Annotated in this window: 23 protein-coding genes and 2 tRNA genes; 9 read left to right on the forward strand and 16 right to left on the reverse strand. The window is 67.4% G+C overall.

Features of this window, described 5'->3' with window-relative positions; genetic code table 11:
- Window positions 1–51: 51 nt before the first annotated feature.
- On the reverse strand, window positions 52–546 hold the full coding sequence (locus RN607_RS07175) for a DUF2231 domain-containing protein (protein ID WP_313545350.1): 495 nt from the start codon (window positions 544–546) through the stop codon (window positions 52–54).
- A 151-nt stretch (window positions 547–697) separates the two neighbouring features.
- Here RN607_RS07175 and RN607_RS07180 point away from each other — a divergent pair, with 151 nt between their 5' ends.
- Entirely contained in the window at window positions 698–1,729 is a 1,032-nt protein-coding gene (locus tag RN607_RS07180; protein ID WP_313545352.1) for a P1 family peptidase, read from the forward strand.
- Window positions 1,730–1,815: 86 nt separating this feature from the next.
- The gene (locus RN607_RS07185) at window positions 1,816–2,046 is read left to right on the forward strand and encodes a hypothetical protein (protein WP_313501524.1); all 231 of its coding nucleotides are present in this window, start codon (window positions 1,816–1,818) and stop codon (window positions 2,044–2,046) included.
- Between the two features lie 17 nt (window positions 2,047–2,063).
- On the opposite strand, the gene RN607_RS07190 is transcribed toward RN607_RS07185, so the two are convergent.
- The 5 genes from RN607_RS07190 to RN607_RS07210 form a co-directional block, all read right to left on the reverse strand.
- Window positions 2,064–2,492 (reverse strand): hypothetical protein, encoded by a 429-nt coding sequence (locus RN607_RS07190; protein WP_313501527.1) that lies wholly within the window; start codon window positions 2,490–2,492, stop codon window positions 2,064–2,066.
- 120 nt (window positions 2,493–2,612) lie between these two features.
- Window positions 2,613–3,407: a hypothetical protein gene (locus RN607_RS07195; RefSeq protein WP_313501530.1), complete on the reverse strand. Its 795-nt coding sequence runs from the start codon at window positions 3,405–3,407 to the stop codon at window positions 2,613–2,615.
- Between the two features lie 211 nt (window positions 3,408–3,618).
- Window positions 3,619–4,155, reverse strand: a complete 537-nt coding sequence (locus RN607_RS07200; protein WP_313501533.1) for an SRPBCC domain-containing protein — start codon at window positions 4,153–4,155, stop codon at window positions 3,619–3,621.
- On the reverse strand, window positions 4,152–4,466 hold the full coding sequence (locus RN607_RS07205; protein WP_313501536.1) for an ArsR/SmtB family transcription factor: 315 nt from the start codon (window positions 4,464–4,466) through the stop codon (window positions 4,152–4,154). The genes RN607_RS07200 and RN607_RS07205 overlap by 4 nt, the downstream gene beginning before the upstream one ends.
- A gap of 175 nt (window positions 4,467–4,641) precedes the next feature.
- Window positions 4,642–4,884: a putative acetyltransferase gene (locus RN607_RS07210; protein WP_313545354.1), complete on the reverse strand. Its 243-nt coding sequence runs from the start codon at window positions 4,882–4,884 to the stop codon at window positions 4,642–4,644.
- 170 nt (window positions 4,885–5,054) lie between these two features.
- Between RN607_RS07210 and RN607_RS07215 the strand changes: the two genes are divergently transcribed.
- Window positions 5,055–6,173, forward strand: coding sequence for a class I SAM-dependent methyltransferase (locus tag RN607_RS07215; RefSeq protein WP_313501542.1), 1,119 nt, complete (start codon window positions 5,055–5,057; stop codon window positions 6,171–6,173).
- Window positions 6,174–6,502: 329 nt separating this feature from the next.
- Here the strand turns inward: RN607_RS07215 and dinB are convergent, their stop codons facing one another.
- Window positions 6,503–7,711, reverse strand: a complete 1,209-nt coding sequence (gene dinB, locus RN607_RS07220) for a DNA polymerase IV (RefSeq protein WP_313501544.1) — start codon at window positions 7,709–7,711, stop codon at window positions 6,503–6,505.
- A gap of 412 nt (window positions 7,712–8,123) precedes the next feature.
- Between dinB and RN607_RS07225 the strand changes: the two genes are divergently transcribed.
- Window positions 8,124–8,402 (forward strand): type II toxin-antitoxin system TacA family antitoxin, encoded by a 279-nt coding sequence (locus RN607_RS07225; protein WP_313501546.1) that lies wholly within the window; start codon window positions 8,124–8,126, stop codon window positions 8,400–8,402.
- Window positions 8,403–8,418: 16 nt separating this feature from the next.
- The gene (locus RN607_RS07230; protein ID WP_313501549.1) at window positions 8,419–8,937 is read left to right on the forward strand and encodes a GNAT family N-acetyltransferase; all 519 of its coding nucleotides are present in this window, start codon (window positions 8,419–8,421) and stop codon (window positions 8,935–8,937) included.
- Window positions 8,938–9,006: 69 nt separating this feature from the next.
- Here the strand turns inward: RN607_RS07230 and RN607_RS07235 are convergent, their stop codons facing one another.
- Both RN607_RS07235 and RN607_RS07240 read right to left on the reverse strand, forming a co-directional pair.
- The gene (locus RN607_RS07235; protein ID WP_313501552.1) at window positions 9,007–9,168 is read right to left on the reverse strand and encodes a hypothetical protein; all 162 of its coding nucleotides are present in this window, start codon (window positions 9,166–9,168) and stop codon (window positions 9,007–9,009) included.
- Between the two features lie 53 nt (window positions 9,169–9,221).
- Entirely contained in the window at window positions 9,222–9,650 is a 429-nt protein-coding gene (locus RN607_RS07240) for an SRPBCC family protein (protein WP_313501554.1), read from the reverse strand.
- Window positions 9,651–10,081: 431 nt separating this feature from the next.
- On the opposite strand from RN607_RS07240, the gene RN607_RS07245 reads away from it, so the two are divergent.
- Window positions 10,082–11,188: a type IV toxin-antitoxin system AbiEi family antitoxin domain-containing protein gene (locus RN607_RS07245; protein ID WP_313501694.1), complete on the forward strand. Its 1,107-nt coding sequence runs from the start codon at window positions 10,082–10,084 to the stop codon at window positions 11,186–11,188.
- Window positions 11,185–12,087 carry a nucleotidyl transferase AbiEii/AbiGii toxin family protein gene (locus RN607_RS07250; RefSeq protein WP_313501556.1) on the forward strand — a complete coding sequence of 301 codons (903 nt, stop codon included), beginning with the start codon at window positions 11,185–11,187 and terminating at the stop codon, window positions 12,085–12,087. Before RN607_RS07245 ends, RN607_RS07250 begins: the two co-directional genes overlap by 4 nt.
- A gap of 869 nt (window positions 12,088–12,956) precedes the next feature.
- On the opposite strand, the gene RN607_RS07255 is transcribed toward RN607_RS07250, so the two are convergent.
- On the reverse strand, window positions 12,957–13,865 hold the full coding sequence (locus RN607_RS07255; protein ID WP_313545356.1) for a LysR family transcriptional regulator: 909 nt from the start codon (window positions 13,863–13,865) through the stop codon (window positions 12,957–12,959).
- 137 nt (window positions 13,866–14,002) lie between these two features.
- Between RN607_RS07255 and RN607_RS07260 the strand changes: the two genes are divergently transcribed.
- Complete coding sequence (locus RN607_RS07260) at window positions 14,003–14,860, forward strand: aldo/keto reductase (RefSeq protein WP_313545358.1); 858 nt, start codon at window positions 14,003–14,005, stop codon at window positions 14,858–14,860.
- Window positions 14,861–14,881: 21 nt separating this feature from the next.
- Window positions 14,882–15,814 carry an aldo/keto reductase gene (locus tag RN607_RS07265; RefSeq protein ID WP_313545360.1) on the forward strand — a complete coding sequence of 311 codons (933 nt, stop codon included), beginning with the start codon at window positions 14,882–14,884 and terminating at the stop codon, window positions 15,812–15,814.
- A gap of 542 nt (window positions 15,815–16,356) precedes the next feature.
- Here RN607_RS07265 and RN607_RS07270 read toward each other — a convergent pair.
- The 6 genes from RN607_RS07270 to RN607_RS07295 form a co-directional block, all read right to left on the reverse strand.
- Window positions 16,357–17,079 carry an IS3 family transposase gene (locus tag RN607_RS07270; RefSeq protein ID WP_313545362.1) on the reverse strand — a complete coding sequence of 241 codons (723 nt, stop codon included), beginning with the start codon at window positions 17,077–17,079 and terminating at the stop codon, window positions 16,357–16,359.
- Between the two features lie 47 nt (window positions 17,080–17,126).
- The gene (locus tag RN607_RS07275; protein WP_313545364.1) at window positions 17,127–17,411 is read right to left on the reverse strand and encodes a transposase; all 285 of its coding nucleotides are present in this window, start codon (window positions 17,409–17,411) and stop codon (window positions 17,127–17,129) included.
- A gap of 284 nt (window positions 17,412–17,695) precedes the next feature.
- Window positions 17,696–17,769 (reverse strand) — tRNA-Pro (locus tag RN607_RS07280).
- Window positions 17,770–17,789: 20 nt separating this feature from the next.
- Window positions 17,790–17,860: transfer RNA gene (locus RN607_RS07285), tRNA-Pro, on the reverse strand.
- A 62-nt stretch (window positions 17,861–17,922) separates the two neighbouring features.
- A complete protein-coding gene (locus RN607_RS07290) occupies window positions 17,923–19,101 on the reverse strand; it encodes a GGDEF domain-containing protein (protein ID WP_313545366.1) in 1,179 nt (392 codons plus the stop codon).
- Between the two features lie 9 nt (window positions 19,102–19,110).
- Window positions 19,111–20,283, reverse strand: a complete 1,173-nt coding sequence (locus RN607_RS07295; RefSeq protein ID WP_313545368.1) for a GGDEF domain-containing protein — start codon at window positions 20,281–20,283, stop codon at window positions 19,111–19,113.
- Window positions 20,284–20,338: the final 55 nt, after the last annotated feature.

Genomic DNA, 20,338 nt, shown 5'->3' on the forward strand with positions numbered 1-20,338 from the left:
AGCGACGACGACGGGCCCGTCACCTCACGGCGGCGGGCCCGTCGTCACAGGTCAGCTGCCCGCTCCGCTCCAGTCGCCCTGGTCGCTCCAGACGGCCTGGGCGCCCGCGTCGCCCACGATGATGACGTCGGCCGTGGTGCCGACCGCTGCGACCGCGAGCAGGGCTCCCAGCACGATCGAGACGGCCCGTCCGCGGGATCCGGCCTCGCCGCTCTGCCGTGCCTGGCGGCGCATCCACCACCAGTAGGCCCACGCCAGGATCAGGAAGACGATCACCACGGGCACGAGCTGGTCCGCGCCCTCGGTGTGCTTCTGCAGCAGGGTGCTGTCGGGAACCCGCTCCTCGAGCCACTCCCCTGCCTGCTTGGCGAGCGCCGTGCTGATCGCACCCGCGGTCACGAGGATCGGCATGCCGATACCCAGCCACCGTCGCGCGGCGGGCCACACCACCACCGCGATCGCCGCCAGCGCCGCGAGCGGGACCAGCACGATGACGGCATGGACGAGCAGGGGGTGTGCAGGGATACCGTTGACGGTCCAGCTCATGATTCCTTCCTTCCACTCAGGATGGCGGGACGCACGCCCGCTGGGGTCAGTGAACCGCCGGGGCCCCAAGAATCCACCAAAGTTCACGGATGCGACCACGGCCGAGCACGCCATAGGGTGGGCGCACCACTCTGATCGGATCGGAGCGCTCGTGAACGCCACTCTCACCGCCCTGCCAGGGGTTCGGGTGGGCCATGCCACCCATCTGGACCGGCTCACGGGATGCACCGTCGTGCTGTTCGATTCGCCGGCCACCGTGGCCCTCAAGGCGTACGGCGGCGGCGCCGGCGGCTTCAACACCGAAGGCCTTCACGCGGGTCGGACCGACTACCGCCTGAACGGCATCTTCGTCGCAGGCGGCAGCAGCACGGGACTCATGGCGGGCGCATCGATCATGGAGGCCATGCGCCGGGACGGCGTGGGCTTCCGATCCGGCCCTGACGGGGGCATCCTCAACCCGTCGATCACTGGCGCGGCCATCTACGACCTGGGCATGAGCGTCGCACCGTTCGAGGCCGACTACGGCCGCGAGGCCTACGTCAACGCAAGCACCGCGCCCGTGGCGAGCGGCAGCGTCGGCGCCGGCACGGGCGCATCCGTAGGCAAGTTCCTGTGGCTCGACGGCGGCACGAAGGTGGGCGCGATGAAAGCCGGAGTCGGGTCCGCTCGCGTCGACCTGGGAGGCGGCATCATCGTGACCGCGATGTCCGTCGTGAACGCCGTCGGCAACGTGGTCCTGCCCACGGGCCAGGTGCTCGCCGGCAACCGGGCCGAGCTGGGAGGCTTCGCCTTCTACGACCAGGTGAGCGACATCGTGACCAGGCCCTTCACGAACACCACCATCACGGTGGTCGGCACGAACGTGGACCTCGGCTCGAAGGAGCACTACGAGAAGCTCGCGCACCTTGCCACCCATGGCCAGGTGCGCGCGATCAACCCCGTCCACACCTCGGCGGACGGGGACTCGCTGTTCGTGTTCAGCACCGCGACCCTGCGCGAGCCGCTCAACCCGAACGGCCAGTACTTCAAGGAGGGCCCGACGGACATCCACCTCCAGGTGGACCTGCTGGGCCATGCCGCTGCCCGTGCAGTGCAGGAGAGCATCTACGACGCGTGTCGCGCGGCGACGACCGTGCCCTTCGAGGAGGCCTACGGAGGCGTCATACCTGCGGTGGACCTGTAGGCCGTTCGCCGCGGCATCGGCACGTCGCCGGGACCATAGTGGAGTGAAGGGGCCCGTGCCCCGCCATCCGAGAGGAGGATCGCGCCATGGAGGACCTGACCGAAGCGGGACACCTGGCCCGATGGAACGGCAGCCACTACATCGTCTCCGCCCCCACTGGCATTCAGTTGGGCTCGCTTGAACTCGTCGGAGACGTGTGGGAGTGGGCCGAGTTCACCTCCGAGTACGACCGAGGAGTCGAGGTCGCGGACCGGTCCTTCGACAGCCCAGAGGAGGCGCTCCACGCGATGCTCGAGTGGGGCGGCTGGCTGGTCTGAGCGCGTCGCGCCGGAACTCAGCCGGCAGCCTTCGTCACCAGCGCCGCCAGCATCGCCACGTCCTCGTCGGTCATCTCGTTGTGAACCGCGAACGCGGTCGCCCACACCGCGCCGTCGTCCAATGACGCCGCCGTGTCGAACTCGAAGGTCGAGTAGCGGACCTTGAACTTCGACTTCGGCTTGAAGAAGCAGATCACCTTGCCCTCACGGGCCCACGCCGGGAAGCCGTAGTACGTCTTCGGGTCGAGCTGCGGCGCAGCGCCGACGACCATGTCGCGGATGCGCTCGGCGAGCTCCCGCTCGTCGTCAGGCAGCTTGGCGATCGCCTCCACGTTGGCGGCAGCGTTCGACGCCTGGTCGGCGGCCGCCTTCAGCTCCTTGGCACGGGCGCGCATCGCCCGCTTCTCCTCGGCACTGAACGTGCCCGTGCTCGTCGTGTCAGCCATGCGTTCAGTGTAGGGATTCCACGACGCTGGGTGCTTCTTGATTCCTGCTCGATCGGCTTCGGGAGCGCGCTGCCCGGGCTGCGGCAGGGCGTCCCCGCCGCAGCCCTTCGCGCTCTGAGGTCAGGACTCCGCAGGGAACGCGGCGCACTGACCGATCGCCATGCCGCCCACCATGTTGAGCGGGTCGGGGTTCGAGAACACCGCGTCGCCGAACTGAGGCGCCGGAGAGCTCCCGTGGCAGATGAGGTTCCCGCCGATCTGATCGGCGACGATCTCGTTGCCGTCGGGGTCGGCGAGCATGATGTCGCTGAACACGACATTGCCGTCGACCTGCGACCGGATGAGGCCGAACCAGGTGGTGGTCAACCCGTTGACGACCACGTTGCCGTGGAAGACGTCGTCCTTCAGGGAGAACGGGATGAAGCCCTGGACGTCAAGTCCAGCACCTCCGCCTGTCGAGACGACGTTGCCCCAGACCTCGATGCCGTTCAGCGCCGCGTTGTACACGCCGCTGAGGACGATCCCACGGTGCACGGTGATGTCGGAGTGCTCTCCGGCATACGGGCCGACGTTGATCGGGTTGTCCTCACAGCCTCCGTGGGCCATCGTGCATCCGAGCGCCAGCCATGAGCCGGCGCCTGCACGGACACTGCCGCCGATCATGATCGTGGACGGAGCCCAGTCGGCATTGAAGGTGGCGCCAGGAGCGACCACGAGGTCGTCCATGATGGTGATGTCGGCGTAGGCGGCGACAGCGCAGTCGCCGGTAGCCATGACCGTGGCGTAGGTGCCGGACGGGAGCGTCCCGTCGCACATCGTCGTGGTCCTCGGCGAGGCGGCCATGGCCGAGCCTCCCGAGAGGATGAGAGCGGTCGAGACCGCGAACGCTCCTAGAGCGCCCATGAAGTGCTTCATGCGTGTGCTTCCTCAGCCCGGCGAAGTGGGGACTGTCGCGAGGTCTCGCCGGTGAAACCGGGTGACATGCCAGCACTTCGGACTGTAAGCCTGGCCGGGACGAGTCGCGACTCGCGGCTACGCACACACGGCCTGCCTGGCATGTTGGACGGGTGCGCATGAGTCGCGCCTTGGGAGCCACATCGAACGTTCCTCGGACCCGCCGCCATGCCTAGTCGGCGAGCTGGGAGCGGTAACCGTCGCGCAGGTCCTGCCAGCCGTAGGCGAGAGCACGCCGTCCCGTGGGGCGCTCCCGCGGGGTACCGTCCTCTGCGGCGAGCCGACCCAGGCACACCTGCCAGCCGGCCGCATAGTCAGGCGACAGCGCTCGGTCGGCGAACGACTGACGCAGCTCCACGATGGCGCCGCCGCGGTCGGGCGTGATGGTCCACCGCAGCACATCGTCGCGCCATCGGTGCACCAGCTCCCGTGGGGCGTCGACGCTGAGAACCTCGGTGTCGACCGGCGCATCCCCTGGATTCTCACGACTCGTTGCGGGCCCCACCGTCGCAAGGGACCGGTTCGGAACGATGGGCGACCAGAGCGCCAGCCTCTCGGGTTCCGTCAGCATCGCCCAGAGCCGCTCGGGAGTGTGCGGGAACTGGCGACGCATGACGAGCGTCCAGCGGCCCTCCTCGGCTTCCAGCAGAGTCTCGATGGGTTCATGTATCGCGGCGACGAGCGCGTCGTCAGGTGCATGCTCGGTCATCTCTCCTCCTCGTTCTCGTCCTCCAGAGCTTCGGCAAGTCGGTCGAAGCTCGCGTTCCACCGCTCGACATACGGTTCCACCCAGGCCATCACGTCCGGCAGCGGGCGCTCGGCAAGCCGGTAGACCCGACGCTTTCCCGCGACCTCGACGTCCACGACGCCCGCATCGCGCAGCACCCGCAGATGCTTGGAGACGAGCGGCTGCGACAGCTGCAGCTCGCTCACCAGGGTGCCGACGTCGTGCTCACACAACCGCAGGCGATCCACGATCGCACGCCGAGCGGGCTCGGCGATCAGGGTGAAACCGTCCATGGGTTTCATTTGAACATCACTTCATATGAATGTCCAGACATATGTTCCACGGAGACCTCGCCGCCTGGCGCGACACCGGCCTCGAGGAGTCCCCGCACCGAGGGCGACGAGCGTCCGAGACGGCCCTGGCCGCGCCGTCTCGAACCGCTGGGGATCACCGCGGTTGCGCCGTCAGCTACTCAGGACCGCGCGGACGGCGCTGAGGACGAGGAGGCACCTCCTTCGCCGCGACGATCGTGGTCACAAGGATCCGTTCGACCCCACGCACGCCGTCCACGACCACCGCCTGGTCGTCCACGCTGAGCAGCTCGCCAAGAGCGTCTGTCGCCTCGCCGGAGGGGATCAGGTACCGCACCACCACACGCGCACCGGGTGCAGGTAGACGGACCAGATTCCGTCGATCGGGCTGCTCAGGCATGAGCTCATCCTTCCAGAACCGCCAAGCCGCCACCTCGAGGATCACCTCGGCCCCCACGGCTAGGCTCTCCTCGTGACCGGCTCCCACCTGCGCATCCTCTCCGCTCGCATCCGCACCAGGCCTCTCCCCTGTGCCGTGCGGGCACGGCAAGACGACGGAGATGTCTCGCAGTGAGCGCGATCTTCGACGCGCTGCGGCGCTGGCCTGACGTCGAGGCACCTGGGCTGGTCGCCGTCGACGCGGCAGATCGACTCATCCTGGACACATCTGCGGAGCTGCGCGCGTCCGCCCTGCCGGGCGACATCGTCGTGATCAACGACGCCTATGGCGCGCTCACCCTCGGGGCGGCCGATGCCGGCGCGAGCGGGATACGAACGCATCTCGACGCCATCACCGGTGAGCGCGCGCTCGACGCCAACGCGGCTCGCGTGGGCCTCACCGGCCACTATCGGTCGGGCCCCCTCGATGCGGAACTGGTGCGGGGAGTCAAGGTCGTCCTGCTCCGCCTACCGCGCTCCCTCGATGCGCTGCGCGACATCGTCGGCCTGATCGCCGCGCACGCCGACCCCAGCGTCGTGGTGGTCGCGGGCGGGCGGCTCAAGCACATGTCGGTGTCGATGAACACGGTGCTGAGCGAGAACTTCAGGCAGCTGGACGTCAGCCATGCCCGGCAGAAGTCGCGGGTTCTCCTGGTCCGCGCGCCTCGGGGCGGTCGCGATCCCGCTCCTGCCGCCGCGCAGGTCGCAGGCCTTGAGGTGCGAGCGTACGGCGGGGCCTTCGCAGGTGCGCGCCTCGACATCGGCACCCGACTCCTGCTCGCGAACCTTCCCGACTCTCCCGTCGGCGGAGCACCGAACGATCCCTTCATCGATCTGGCATGCGGCACGGGAATCATCGGCGCATGGATGGCGACACGACATCGCGGCGCGCATGTGTACGCGTGCGATCAGTCGTCCGTCGCCGTCGAGTCCGCCAAAGCGACGATGCTCGCCAACGGCATCGAGGACCGCGTCACGGTGGTGCGCGACGACATGCTGGGCGCCAGGCCTTCCGCCACCGCATCTCTCGTCACGTTGAACCCGCCGTTCCACTCAGCCGCTGCGGTGACCGACCTGATCGCACCCCGGATGTTCGCCGAAGTGGCAAGAGTCCTGCGCCCCGGAGGACAGCTGTGGTGCGTGTGGAACTCAGGGCTCAAGTATCGGCCGCTGCTCGAGCGCGAGATCGGCCCTACCGAGCAGGTCGCACGCAACGCCAAGTTCACCGTCACGGTCTCGACACGCCGGTAAGGGCTGCCGGGCCGACCTCCGAGCGTACGACGCGTGCGACCCGAGTCGGCATCCCACGCGCAGCAGATGGACCGTTCCCCCGTGTTTACCAGGATGAACGGACCTTCAAGACGTAGGGCTGACAGGATCTGAACCTGCGAACCCTGGGGCAAGCGGTCTCTTTCCGGTCCTTCTCGGTTGTTCCCGGTTGAATCTGATGGCACTGTGATCGGTTCTCGCTCCTGGTCGGCAACGACTGGCCGCATGCTCAACACCACCACGCAGCTGCCCCTGATGACGGCCGGGAGTCGCCACCCACTTCACGGGACCTGACCGGGCAGTGCGTGTTCCTACTCGTGTTCGGGCAGCCGCGGCGCCGACCAACCAGGATCACGACCGATCAGCGCCGCGCGCGTGACGGCGGCGGAGCCGAACCGATCACGGACCGCATCGAGGGCGGTGTCGAGCGCAGTATCGATGCGCGCTCCGTCGTTCCAGTCGATCGGAAGCTCCGGCTGAACCGTGCCGGCATTGGTCAGGTGCGCGAGCGAGACGCCGATGAGAGTGACGCCGCGGTCGGCGATGTCGGGACCCGCCGCCGCGAGCAAGCGCTGGGCGACGCCGAGCACCACCTCGGTGCGGTCGGTCGGCGTGGCGAGCGTGCGCGATCGGGTCGCCTTCGTGAAGTCGCCGTAGCGAAGCCTCAGCACCACGGTGGCACACGACGATCCGCGATCACGTAGGCGCTTTGCAAGTCCATCGACGATCTGAGTGAGGATCAGCCCGAGCTCACCACTCGTATGCGGCCGATTGCCAAGTGCCCGCTGCGAGCCGATGGATCCGTGGCGCTTGGTCGTGTCGACTGGCCGCGGGTCCCGGAGCCGGGCCAGCGCGTGCAGATGCGCACCGGCCGCCCGGCCGAGCCATCGCTCGGCGGTCGCGGCGTCGAGCTCTGCCAACTGCCCCACGGTGTAGATGCCGTTGCCGTGCAACTTCTCCGCGGTCACCGCGCCGACGCCCCAGAGCCGCTCGACTGGGAGTGGATGGAGGAACGCCTCCTCGCGGTCGGGCTCCACCACGAGGAGCCCGTCGGGCTTGCTGACCGCGCTCGCAACCTTCGCGAGGAACTTGGTTCTCGCAACGCCGACCGAGATCGGGAGCCCAACGTCGGCACGCACGCGCTCCCGCAGGCGCACGGCGATCTGCTCAGGAGTCCCGGCAAGGCGGCGCAGTCCCCCGACCTCAAGGAACGCCTCGTCGATCGAGACTCCCTCCACGTACGGCGTGGTGTCGTGGAAGATCTCGAACACTGCACGGCTCGCTTCGGAGTAGGCCTCCATGCGGGGCGGGACGACGATGGCGTCGGGACAGAGCGCACGCGCCCGCTGCACCCCCATCGCGGTGCGAACGCCCCGAGCTTTCGCCTCGTAGCTCGCGGCCACCACCACGCCACCGCCCACGATCACGGGCCTTCCCCGAAGCGCGGACTCGTCCCGCTGCTCGACCGAGGCGTAGAACGCATCGAGGTCAGCGTGGAGCACGGTCGCTTCGCCCCGCATGTCACACCTCCAGCTGCCCCACGTTCCTCCAGGAATGGTCTCACCGGCGCCCGACATCGCAGTAGCTCCGTGCCTGGCCGACGGGTCGCGCTGAAAGGGATCTCTCCCGAGTCGGGCGACAGGATCTGAACCGGCGACCGCTTGCAGCAACCAGTCTCTATCCGGTCCCTTACGGTTGTCCCCGAGACTGACGGATTCCCCCAAGTTGTTGGGGAATCAGGCGATTCGCTGTTCACGAGGGTATCCAGATGTTCACGGCTGGTCCCGGTTGAATCTGATGACAATCTGATGAGGTTGCGACCTCGGTGGCGGCTCCTCGACGGCCAATCCCAAGTCGCATCGCGCCACCGCACTGTATTGACGTTGCCATGACAGCGTGTCTACAGTGGAGGTCGAGTCTTTGGAGGACGACATGGCTACGCCCACTCGCGACGAGTACCTGCAGATGCGAATCACCGCGGACGCGAAGGACCACCTGCGCGAAGCAGCCCGCGCCTCCGAGCAGGACCTGTCGACCTTCGTGCTCCAGGCTGCGAAGAAGGCTGCCGACGAGGTCCTCGCCGAGCGCTGGACGTTCCGCCTGTCCGACGAGGACTACGACTCCTTCCTCGCCCAGCTCGAGGAGCCTGCACGGACCCTGCCCGGACTCGCGGCTCTTGCGTCCGAGCCGTCGCCCTTCAGCGACCGCTGATCCGCGAGACTAGCCGGTGAGCGACTACCGCAGCCCAGTCCACCTCGCGGACGCACACGACGTCACGGGCTTCCGCTGCACCAGCGATGAGCTCACCACCTGGCTGCAGAAGCATGCGCGGGGATCCCACAAGGGTGGCCACACCCGGGTCGCCGTCGTCACGCCCAGCGACAGCGCCGACGTCGTCGCGTACTACGCGATCGCGATGGGATCCGTCGCCCCTGCCCAGGCAACCGCGCGTATGACTTCCGGCGGTGGCCGCCACCCGGTCCCCGTGATCGTTCTCGCGCGGCTCGCCGTGGACGAACGCCACACAGGAAAGCGTCTCGGACGGGCACTCCTGCTCGACGCGATCCGTCGCTCCGTCGCAGCCTCCAGTGATATCGGCGCCCGAGCGATCGTCGTGCACTGCAAGGACTCCGCAGCCAAAGACTTCTACTTGAGCGCCGTCCCCGAATTCGCCGAACTCCCCCACGACCCGATGGCACTCGCATTGCTACTCAAAGACGCACGCGCATCGCTCGGAATCGGCTGAGCACGTCCGGCCACTTCACCGGAACAACGGCTGCGCCTCCACTCAACCCCGGGCGCACGAAGCGGCGCATCAGGACCCCTTGTTGCGGGCCTTCGACTGCTTCGGCGGCAGTGCGCTCACCTGAGCCAGGGCGAGGCCGATCCATTCGCTGAGCAGCTCGGGCTCGTCCCTCCAGGCTGCGGGCGCGACGAGGTAGCCGCCCGTGGCCGGACCGGGCTTAGGGATCTGCATCGTCGCCTCCTCAACCCCAACGCGTTTGCGCCGGCATGCCCGCAGGTGCGGGATTAGGACTCGAGGAGCTCTTTCGCCTTGTCAAGCGCGGCCATCTCACCGTCCATGCTCTTCTGCACCGGCCCGCCCATGAACAGCTTCTTCAGACCACTCACCTCGACATCCAGCGAGAACGTCACTCTCGTCCGGTCACCTGCCGACACGAAGCTGTAGATTCCGACCGGGCGCACGGGCCCTGTCACCGTCTTGGAGGCATACCTGGTCGGCGCCGTGAGCTCGGTAATCTCGACGTTCGCGTCGATCGAGCGGCCACCCGGCCCGGCGACCACCCGGCGTACCACGGCGCCGACGCGCGGCTGCCCGTCGAGAAGCATCTCCTTGACGCCGCCACGCCACTTCGGGTCGTTGGCGGGGTCAGTGAAGAAGGCGTAGACAGCGCTGATCGGTGCGGAGATCTCGACGGTGCGGGATGCGGACGGCATGGGATCCGTATCTCGCACGAGCCGGCACGGGGGCAGTCATCCTCTCGCGTCGAGCGAGGCGCGAACAGCGGCCTCCGAGAAGACCCGCTTCGCCTCGAAGTCCTCGCCCTCATCATCAGCAAACCGGGCTACCCGCGAGACGACACTGTACGTTTCGACTGCTCCGCGCGGATTAGCGATCGCCGCGACCATGCGGAACTTCAGCGTGATGCTCTTTGGTCCGCCGCAGTGCCTAGCAACGTCCAATCTGGCTTGCGACCGGCGAGGCTACCCCGCTCTGGATCGCTCAGATCGACGCGTCGAGTGCCGAACCAATTCCACCGACTCGCCCCATACCGCTGGGAAACTAACGTTCATGGCGTTAGTATCCAAGCATGCAGGCACGCGAAGCGCTAAGAACACTAGCTGAGGCGTCCGAGTCCCAGTGGGGCATGGTCACTTCGGCTCAGGCCAGTGTGCGCGGCGTGAGCCACATGAACCTCAACCGCCTGACCGAGTCCGGGGACCTGGTCCGCCTGGCGCACGGGGTCTACAAAGATGCTGGCGCACCCGGCGGCCAACACGACGAACTTCGCGCGGCGTGGCTTGCATCGGACCCGGCACGTCTTGCGTGGGAGCGACTTCGGGACGAGCCCAGCAAGGTCGTCGTCTCGGGAGAATCTGCGGCCGTTCTGCATGACATCGGGGACTTCCGCGCGGTGCGCAGCGAGTTCACCACACCGCACCGCAAGCAGACTCAACGACCCGACGTGCACTACCGGACACGCACCCTAACGCGCGACGACATCACAGTCCGAGAAGGCCTGCCCGTAACCACCGCGGAGCGCACCATTGCCGACCTCGTCGAGCAGCGCGCACAGCTCGACCACGTCGGCGACGCGCTCCGAGACGCCACCCGCAAGACGAAGTTTGACTCCGCCCGCCTCGTGGAACTGCTCGGCCCGCTCGCCGAGCGCAACGGCCACGCCAAGGGCGACGGCAACGCACTGCTTGAGGAACTGCTCGAGGTGGCGCACATCGATCTGAAGAGCCTGTCGCGACAGATCGTGGACATGCCAGACCTCGGTGCACTTGTTGCACGCGACTACCTCGCGGCGAATGACGTATCTGCACTTCTCGATAGCCCCGCGCTGCAGTCGGCACTCGAAGCACAGACAAAGCAGATCACAGCACTGACCACCACACTGAGCGAGACCGTGCTGTCCGCCTTCCCCTCGATCGACCAACTTGCTCAAGCGATCGCCTCGGCCACTGCGACGTTCGACTCCGCTGCTCTGCGCGCAGCTCTCGATACCCAGGCGAAGCAGGTCGCCGCCATGTCACAGACGCTGGAACGGCTGGTGACGTCCCAGGCAGCCGCCCTCCCCAACATCCAGCAGGCGATCGCGAACCTCAGCGCTGCGGGCATCGCTGCGCGTGCCACAAGTGCACAGAAGCGCGTCAGCGAGGCGATCGTCGCCGCTGACTGGGCGATGCTCGCCCAGGTTGCACAGCACCATGCCGGCGTCGACATCGACACCGTCGAGGCGAAGCCTTGAATTCCGAGCCCTACACGTCCGCCGCCGGGGTCGAGGCGGCTATCCGTGACGCGGCAAGACGCGCCTCCGCGGCGGATCCGTCGATCACGATGTCAGACCGAATCGCCCAGGAACACTTCCGCCGCTTCCTGAGCCGCGTGTTCTCCGAGGCCGACGAATCCGGATGGGTGCTCAAGGGCGGCACCGGCGTCCTCGCGCGAGTCGGATCAGCGCGGACGACCAGCGACGTGGACCTGTTCCGTACGGGGCTCTCCCTCGAAGGTGCCCTTGCCGACCTGCGACAACTCGCTGCCGTCGACCTCGGGGACTACTTCCGGTTCGAATACACGGGCCATCGCAGCTCCATAGGCGGCCAGCAGGCATACGCCGACGGCTACCGCGTCAGCTTCGACGTCTACGTCGGCGCGAACAAGCGCGGCGCGCTCAACGTCGACCTCGTCGTCAACGTCGTGATCACCGACGATCCGACGGTGACGGCGCCGGCGAACAGACTCCATATCCCGAGGCTGGCAAGCCACGACTACCGCCTCTACCCCGTCGTCGATCAGATCGCCGACAAGGTCTGCGCCACGATCGCCGAGTACAGCGGCAAGCCCTCCACCCGGGAATGGGATCTCGTCGACCTCGTGGTGCTGGCTACTACCGAGGACGTCGACGCCGACAAGCTGCGACGATCGCTCGTAACGGAAGCACGCGTACGGGGCCTCGAGATCCCCGACCGTTTCACCGTCCCTCCTTCTTGGGGACGACGGTACGCGAAGGACGCCAAACCCGTGCCCGCCTGCGCGAACTACCGGACCGTCGCGCTCGCGGCGCAGCTCATGAACGCATTCATCGACCCGGTGCTCCGCGGCGAAGCCACAGGTACCTGGTCGCACGTCGATCTCGGGTGGAAGTGACCTCCGAACCGCGTGAGCATTCCAACTCAGGCGCACCTCCGCCCACTCGCGCCGCGAGTCGAGGTAGACGCGACGCGATCGAGACGCCGGATTCGGTTCGGCGAGAACAGGCACAGACAGCACATACCTGTCTCGCACTCTGTCGACTATGGGGCCGCGTGGGCGAATCCTTCGAGCGCAATTGGCTCGACCGCCCGACTCCAGTCGGTCTGACTCGCCGGGGCGAGTTAGACCGACACCGCTTTCGCCCTCTGAGCAAGTGCCCTGCAAGCGCCCCAAAGTGATGACTAGGCTCATATTCAGGCCCAAGCAGAAGAGCCGCCCTCCTAGCATTTACCAGGAAAAACGGCTCTTCACAACGTCGGGCTGACAGGATTTGAACCTGCGACCCCTTGACCCCCAGGCGTCGAGGAACGTCGATCGGACCGAGTTTCGGAATGATTCCGCGGGTCAGATCATTCAGATCCCGTCATGAGAATCATGGTTATGCATGATTCTGGTCCCCGTTTGGTCCCCTCTGCGAAGGCACGCGAGGGGTCTAAGAGGTCTCGGTTTGGGCGGAACGATCCGAAAGTTCCCTCACCTTGTTCGCCGAAGCTTGCCCCGGACAAGGGGTCTTGACCCTCTCGCTCCACCTGATCGGCCATCTGCCAGAGTGGCCTCCCAGGACGTGAAGGGCCGCATGACTCTGGCCCACCTTCTGGTCCCCCGTCAATCGGGATATCACCGAGGTCCCGCGAGGTGGCACAGTTCCGCCTGTGTTGCAGAAGTGATGGGCCGCGTCGGGGTTGTTGAGGCAGAGGGGGAACCGGGCGACACTTCAGCAGCTATTCGCGACGGTCTGCGACTCGTTCAAGAGGACGACATGATCAGCCGACCAGGGCGCGCGTCTCGGTCGCCGCGCTGGCGTCCCCTAGCAGCTCGAGCAGGTGCGCCGCGGGGGCGTCGACGGGAACACGCGCGGTCGAGACGACCGAGACGGTCCACGACGGCCCGGCAGTCCCGGGCAGGGTGAATACGCGGAGCCCCGCCGCCTGAGGCTTGGCCGAGACGTGCTGCGGAACGATGGCGACGCCGAGGCCGCGCCCAACGAGGTCGAGTAGCGTGTGCACGTCGTTGACGGTGCAACGTACGCGGCGGCTCACTCCCTGAGCGGCGAGCCTCTCGTCGTTGATGTCTCGGACGCCCCAGGAAGGGGTGAAGTCGATGAAATCGGCGCCCTCGAGTTGCCGCCAGGTCACCTCGGGACGCGAGCCGGATGACGCGGCGAGCGGATGATTCGGGGCAGTCAGGAGAACCAGTGACTCCTCGCCTAATGTGCGGTGCGGCAGTGCACCGAGGTGCTTGGTGGACGCGACGAAGGCCACGTCGATGTTGCCGGCGCGGGCCAGGGCGATGAGGTCCTGCGAACCCGCCTGCGTGAAATGTGTCTCGACGCGGGGGTGGCGGCGATGGAACCGCTCCAGGAGGCCGACCACGTCGACGAAGCCCAGACACTGCTCCGACCCCACCCGCAGAGACCCGGTGACTTCGCGGCTCGCCGTGACCACGGCATCGCGGGCGGCGACCGCCTGAGCGATCATCTGGCGCGCGTGGGGCAGTAGCACCAGACCCGCCTCAGTCAACTCGACCCGGCGCGTGGTCCTATCGAACAGCGGAGTACCCAGCTCCTCCTCGAGGCTGCGGATGGCCGACGAAAGCCCTGATTGAGAAATGCCGGTGAGCTCCGCGGCGCGCGTGAAGTGGCGCTCCTCGGCGACCGCGAGGAGGTATTCCATTTGACGCAAGTCCACTCACATCTCCAGCTTCTCAATCCCAGAACAAGCACCGGTTGGACTTCTAGATTACCGCTTCCTAGAGTGAGGACGCGGCGCCGGACGGCACCGCTACGAGGACCTCACGAAGGAACATGTAGATGCAGCAGCGCACCATCGGTAATCGGACCGTATCGGCGATCGGCCTCGGCGGCATGCCCATGTCGATCGAGGGCCGCCCCGACGCGGACCGCTCGATCGCCACGATCCACGCCGCCCTCGAGGCCGGCGTCACCCTCATCGACACCGCGGACGCTTACCACCGCGACGCGAACGAGGTCGGCCACAACGAGGAGCTCATCGCCCGCGCCCTGCGCGAGTACGGCCCCGGCGCAGCCGACGTGCTCGTCGCGACCAAGGGCGGCCACCTGCGTCCGGGCGACGGCTCCTGGACGCGCAACGGCGACCCGGAGTACCTCAAACGCGCCGCGAAGGAGTCCGCCCGCCGCCTCGGCGTCGACGCGATCGGCCTGTACCAGTTCCACCGTCCCGACCCGGCGGTGCCGTACGCCGACTCGGTCGGCGCGATCCGCGACCTGCTCGACGAGGGCGTGATCCTGATGGCCGGCATCTCCAACGCCGACGTGGCGCAGATCGACGAGGCCCGCGAGGTGCTCGGCGGGCGGCTCGCATCGGTGCAAAACCAGTTCTCCCCCGCGTTCCGCTCCAGCCAGGGTGAGCTCGAGCATTGCGCCGAGCTCGGCATCGCCTTCCTGCCGTGGAGCCCCCTCGGGGGCATCGCGGGCGCGAAGGACCTCGCCGACCGTCACGGCGCGTTCCAGGAGGTCGCGGACGAGGTCGGCGCCAGCGTGTACCAGGTGACCCTCGCCTGGGAGCTCGCGCTCGCGCCCGTGGTGATCCCTATCCCCGGCGCGTCCCGCCCCGACAGCATCCGCGACTCTGCCCGCGCACCAGAGCTCGTCCTGACGAGCGACCAGGTCGCCCGCCTGTCCGCCTGATCCCGACACGAGGAAGAACCGATGAAGACCTTTACCCTGCCCGGCACCGACATGGTGGTGCCCAACGTCGTCCTTGGACTCATGCGGATCCAGGACAAGACCGACGAGGAGGTCCGCACGCTCGTGAGCACCGCGCGCGACGCGGGCATCACGTTCCTCGACCACGCCGACGTCTACGGCAGCTCCAAGCACGGCTGCGAGCGTCGCTTCGCGGAAGCGCTGAAGCTCACCTCGTCCGAGCGCGAGCAGTTCATCATCCAGTCGAAGGCCGGCATCGTCCGCGAGGGGCCGTACTTCGACTTCTCCTACGAGCACATCATCGAGTCAGTGAACGGCTCTCTCCAGGCGCTCGGCACCGACTACCTCGACATCCTCCTGCTGCATCGCCCCGACGCGCTCGTCGAGCCGGAGGAGGTCGCCCGCGCGTTCGACGAGCTATCGGCCGCCGGCAAGGTGCGGGCGTTCGGCGTCTCGAACCAGACCCCCCGCCAGATCGACCTGCTGCGCAAGCACGTCACCCAGCCGATCGTGGCGAACCAGCTGCAGCTGTCGATCACGCACGCGCCGATGATCGCCCAGGGCGTCGCGGCGAACATGCAGGGCCTCGACCAGTCGATCGTGCGCGACGACGGGATCATCGACTACTGCCGCCTGAACGACATCACGATCCAGGCTTGGTCGCCGTTCCAGGCCGGATTCTTCGACGGCCCATTCCTGGGATCCGACCGCTACCCGAAGCTGAACGCGGTCGTCGATCGGCTTGCGGAGCAATACGCCGTCCCGGTCGAGGCCATCGCGGTGGCCTGGATCACTCGCCACCCGGCGCAGATGCAGGTCGTGCTCGGCACGACCACGCCCGACCGCGTGGCCGCCGCCGCGCAGGGATCAGACCTCCCGCTGACGCGCGCCGAGTGGTACGAGCTGTTCCGCGCCGCGGGCTACTCCGTGCCCTGACCCTGGCTAAATGTGCGTCGGGCGCCGCCTCCCTCGAGTACGGCTCCCGACGCACGTCATCGGCGCGCGATTCCAGGTGTCCTTCACGCACAGGGGAGGGCGATACCGTTCAGGAGAAGCGCGAACAGGCGACTTGCGGCGTCCTGGCGTCGACGCGACGAGCCACGATGAGGGCGATTCGCCCAGCGCGTGCGAGACCTCATCGGGCTCCACCCCTACGGGCATCCCGCTCCACGTTCTTCAGGACATCCTCGACCATGCCTCCGTCGAGACCACCGGCGGCTACCTGCGTCCCGATGACCGCCACCTCGCCTCCGCCGCAGAACAAGCCGGTGCCTTCCCCGCCCGGTCAACCGGAAGCAGCAGCCCGTCCCGCCACTCAGGCCCGTCGAGGTCGCTGGGAGCCTGACCCGGTTTCCCGGACGGTTCTTGTGTGTTGATCATGCCGCGATTTCGGCGGCGGTGTGAAGGGTTTCGTAGTCGGCGGGGCTGAGGTCGCCGAGGCTGGTGTGTCGGCGGCGCGGGTTGTAGAAGCCTTCGATCTACTCGAACATCGCCGACGCGAGCTGCGCCCGCGAATCCCAGGTCGTGCGGTCCAGCAGCTCGCGTTGCATCGTCGACCAGAAGCTCTCGATGAGCGCGTTGTCAACGCTCGACGCGACTCTGCCCATTGAGGCGAGCAGCCCGGCTTGGCGCAGCCGGTGCCCGAACAGCCAGCTGGTGTATTGCGTTCCGCGGTCCGCGTGGACCACGGTGCCGGGCTCGGGGCGGCGCCGCCAGCGAGCCATCTCGAGCGCGTCGACGACGATCTCCGCGGTGATCCGATCCGAGATTGACCACCCCACGATCCGGCGACTGAACGCATCGATCACGGCCGCGCAGTAGACCCACCCGTCTCTCGCGCGGTGCTGCGTGATGTCACAGAACCAGAGCCGGTTCGGCGCGTTCGCGCGGAACTGCCGCTTCACGAGATCCTCGTGCGTCGCGGTGTCCGGTTTCCAGCCCCGTCGCTTGCGCCGATGCGAGACACCGACCATCCCGCCCAGCCGCATAAGCCGAGCGACGCGTTTGCGGCCGACGTGAACACCGAGTCCGAGCCGCAGCTCCGCAAGCACCCGAGGCGCGCCATAGGTCTCGCACGAGTCGGCATGGATGCGTCGAATCGTCGCAGTCAGCTCGCCGTCCGCGACGGCTCGCAGCGACGGCGCTCGTTCTCGCCAGTCGTAGTAGCCGGACGCGGAGACCTTCAGGAACCGGCAGGCCACCGCGACGGGGACACCGTCCGCGGCGAGCTCCTGGACCAGCCGGAACCCTATTTTGGGAGCACGTTCTCCCTGGCGAAATACGCCGAAGCACGCTTGAGGATCTCGATCTCCATCTCCAGAACCCGGTTGCGACGGCGCAGCTCGACGAGCTCCTTATGCTCCTCGGTCGTGATGCCGGGCTTGCGGCCGGAGTCGACCGCGTCACGGTTCATCCAGTTCCGCAGGCACGACTCGCTGATCCCCAGATCACGCGCGGTCTGACCGACGGGGTTGCCCTGCGCGACAAGATCCAGGGCTCGACGCCGGAACTCCGGCGGGTGAGCAGCAGGCATCTCACGGACTCCTCTCTGAGACGATCATCGCCTCAACTCAGGTGTCCGGAAAAGCGGGGCAGGCTCCCTGAGGCACCGCGCGCGGGCACCCCCGGTATGAGATTCTGGTCCCCTTTTGGTCCCCTTATCCACAGGCATGAAGTCCGAGAAGCCCCGGAGGGTATTCGGCGGGCGACGATCACGAGCCCACGCTGCGCCCAGGGGACCAGAGGGGGACCGACAAAAACCCGTCGCCAGACATGACAAAGCCCCGATGAAAATGGCTTCTCATCAAGGCTTTTTCGTCGGGATGACAGGATTTGAACCTGCGACCCCCTGACCCCCAGTCAGGTGCGCTACCAAGCTGCGCCACATCCCGTGGCATCGATTTTCAGTTATTCGGGCCGACCAGAGCGGGGTAAACCCCTTAACCCCCAGTCAAGTGCGCTACCAAACTGCGCCACAGCCCGTGACAGCCTGATAATCGTAGCGGATGTCTGGGGTCTCTGAAGACCATTCGGGCCGCGAGGCGTCACGTGGAGGTCGGATCGAGCTCGATCCGGTCTCTGCCGGCATCCTTCGCGCGGTAGAGCGCGGCATCGGCTCTGGCCATGAGCGAACCCAGGGGCTTGGCGGGGTCGGCGACGGTGACACCCCAGCTGACCGTCGGCGGGTGCAGTGGGCGGTCGGCGTATCCGCGTGCGAAGACCTGGGAAAGCCGCTCGCAGACCGCTCGAGCATCCTCGACGCCTGCTCCGACAAGGAGGATCGAGAATTCCTCGCCGCCCATGCGGCACGCCAGGTCCTGCTCGCGCAGCACTCCCCTGCAGGCGTCCCCGAATGCGGACAACGCGCGATCGCCCTCCGCGTGGCCGTAAGTGTCGTTGAGCAGCTTGAAGTGGTCGAAGTCGGCCGCGATCATCACGAGTGCGCGATGAGTCGTCGCCGCCTCCAGCAGCGCGGACTCAGCGAGCTCGTGAAAGGCGGCCCTGGTGAGCAGGCCCGTGAGATCGTCGTGCGTCGCCTTCTCGCGCCACTGGCGAGACATCTCCATGTGGCTGAGCTCGGTGACGGAGTACGTGACGACCACGAGCATGATGAGGATCACGAGGGTGGTGGCCAACGGACCCGTCCAGGTCACGTAGAAGGGGTCCGACGGGCCCACGACCAGGTAGGACACCACGCGCAGCGCGTAGAAGCCGGACGTCGCTGCCGAGGCGATCACCATCGACACCACAGCAGCCCGCGCCGAGTGGAATGCATCCTCCGAGCGCGCCAGGAACCGTTGCTTGAGCACGCGCACCAGATCCATCGCGGTGAGCCCGAGGAACAGACCCATGCCCAGCAGCAGCGCCAGGGTCCCCGACAGCACACCGTCGGAACGGACGTCCAGGAGCGACCACACGAGCACCACGACTGGCACGGGAACCAGGTGCCACCAGGTGATCCGGCCCCTATGCAGAGACCGCGCAGCGCACCACACGAGCGCCGCGCCGACGACGCTGACCGCGTTCCCCAGCGCGTCGGACAGGCGTCCGAGCCCTCCAGCGACCAGGTAGATCGCCGTGCCGAGTCCGGACGCGACGACTGCTGCGCTCCACCACGCGGCGTACGGTGCGCGGGTGGGCCGGTAGGTCCCTAGATAGACGAGCGCGAACGCGCACACTCCCACGGCGGCCTGCGCCGTTCGAAGCGTGTCGAGGTCGAGCATGCGACAAGCCTATTGATCGGACGCGTCGTCCACCTCGAACCGGTCGCGACCGGCGCGTTTCGCCCGGTACAGGGCTCGGTCGGCTCGCGCGATCGCGTCGCTCAAGATCTCCTGCGCTGCTGCTGCCGCCACGCCGTAGCTCACGGTGGGAGTGCCCAACCGGATCGGGGTGTCATGCGCGTAGCGGTGCGAGATCTCGGCCGCGACCTGGCGGGCGGAGGTCACGTCGTCGCCATGAAGCAGGATCGCGAACTCCTCGCCACCGATGCGACCAGCGATCCCTCGTCCCTCCACGGCCTGCCTGCAGGCCGTCCCGAACGCGAGCAGCGCGCGATCTCCCGCCGCGTGCCCCAGGGCGTCGTTGAGCGCCTTGAAGTGATCCAGGTCGGCCATCATGACGATGGCAGCACCGGGTCGCCTGCCGCGCCACGCGTCAGCCTGCTCCAGGAACTCGGCGCGGGTCAGCAGCCCGGTGAGGTCGTCGTAGCGCGCACGGAGCCTGATCTCTCGCGTCACCTCGTAGTGGCTGATCTCGCTGACGCTGAAGGTCGCGATCACCAGCACCACCGTGATCGCAAGCGTCGTCACAGAGCTGCCCAGCCACTCCTTGAAACGCGGGTCGAACGGACCGAGCAGGTAGTAGCCGGCGATGCGCCCGGCGTAGAGCACGGCCAGTCCACCGGACGCCACGAGCAGCGCCCTCAGCGCCGACGTGGTCACGTCCGGCTCGGCGGACCGTGTCGCGCCGCGCCGCTCGCGTATCAGCAGGATCGTCTCTCCCACCGTGAGCGCCAGGTTCACGAGCATGCCCCACAGCAGGAAGCCGCCGCCTGCCCAGATGTCATGCGCGGGGTGGTCCAGAAACGCGGCGAGACCCACGACACCCACCAGGAACGCCTCGACCGGCCAGATCGGTGCCCGCCCACGCACCGCCCGCGCAGCGAACCACACGCATCCGGTCCCCACGACTCCGAACACGTTGCCAAGAGGGTTGGCGATCGCCTGCAGGCCGGTGCCGTTGAAGAGGTAGAGCCCGGTGCTCGTCCCCGACGCGAGCAGCGCGAAGCACCACCACATCGCGTAACGAGACCCCGTCCTGCGGTATGTGCCCACGTAGAAGAGCAGCAGGACGATGCCGGTCACCGTCGCGAGCACGATCCGCATGGTCGTGGCGTCGAGCATGGAGTCGAGCCTACCGAGCCACGTCCGGCCCGCAGGACGCTCGAGCAACACGGCG

The sequence above is a fragment of the Demequina capsici genome (assembly GCF_032102965.1).
GTDB classification, from domain to species: domain Bacteria; phylum Actinomycetota; class Actinomycetes; order Actinomycetales; family Demequinaceae; genus Demequina; species Demequina capsici.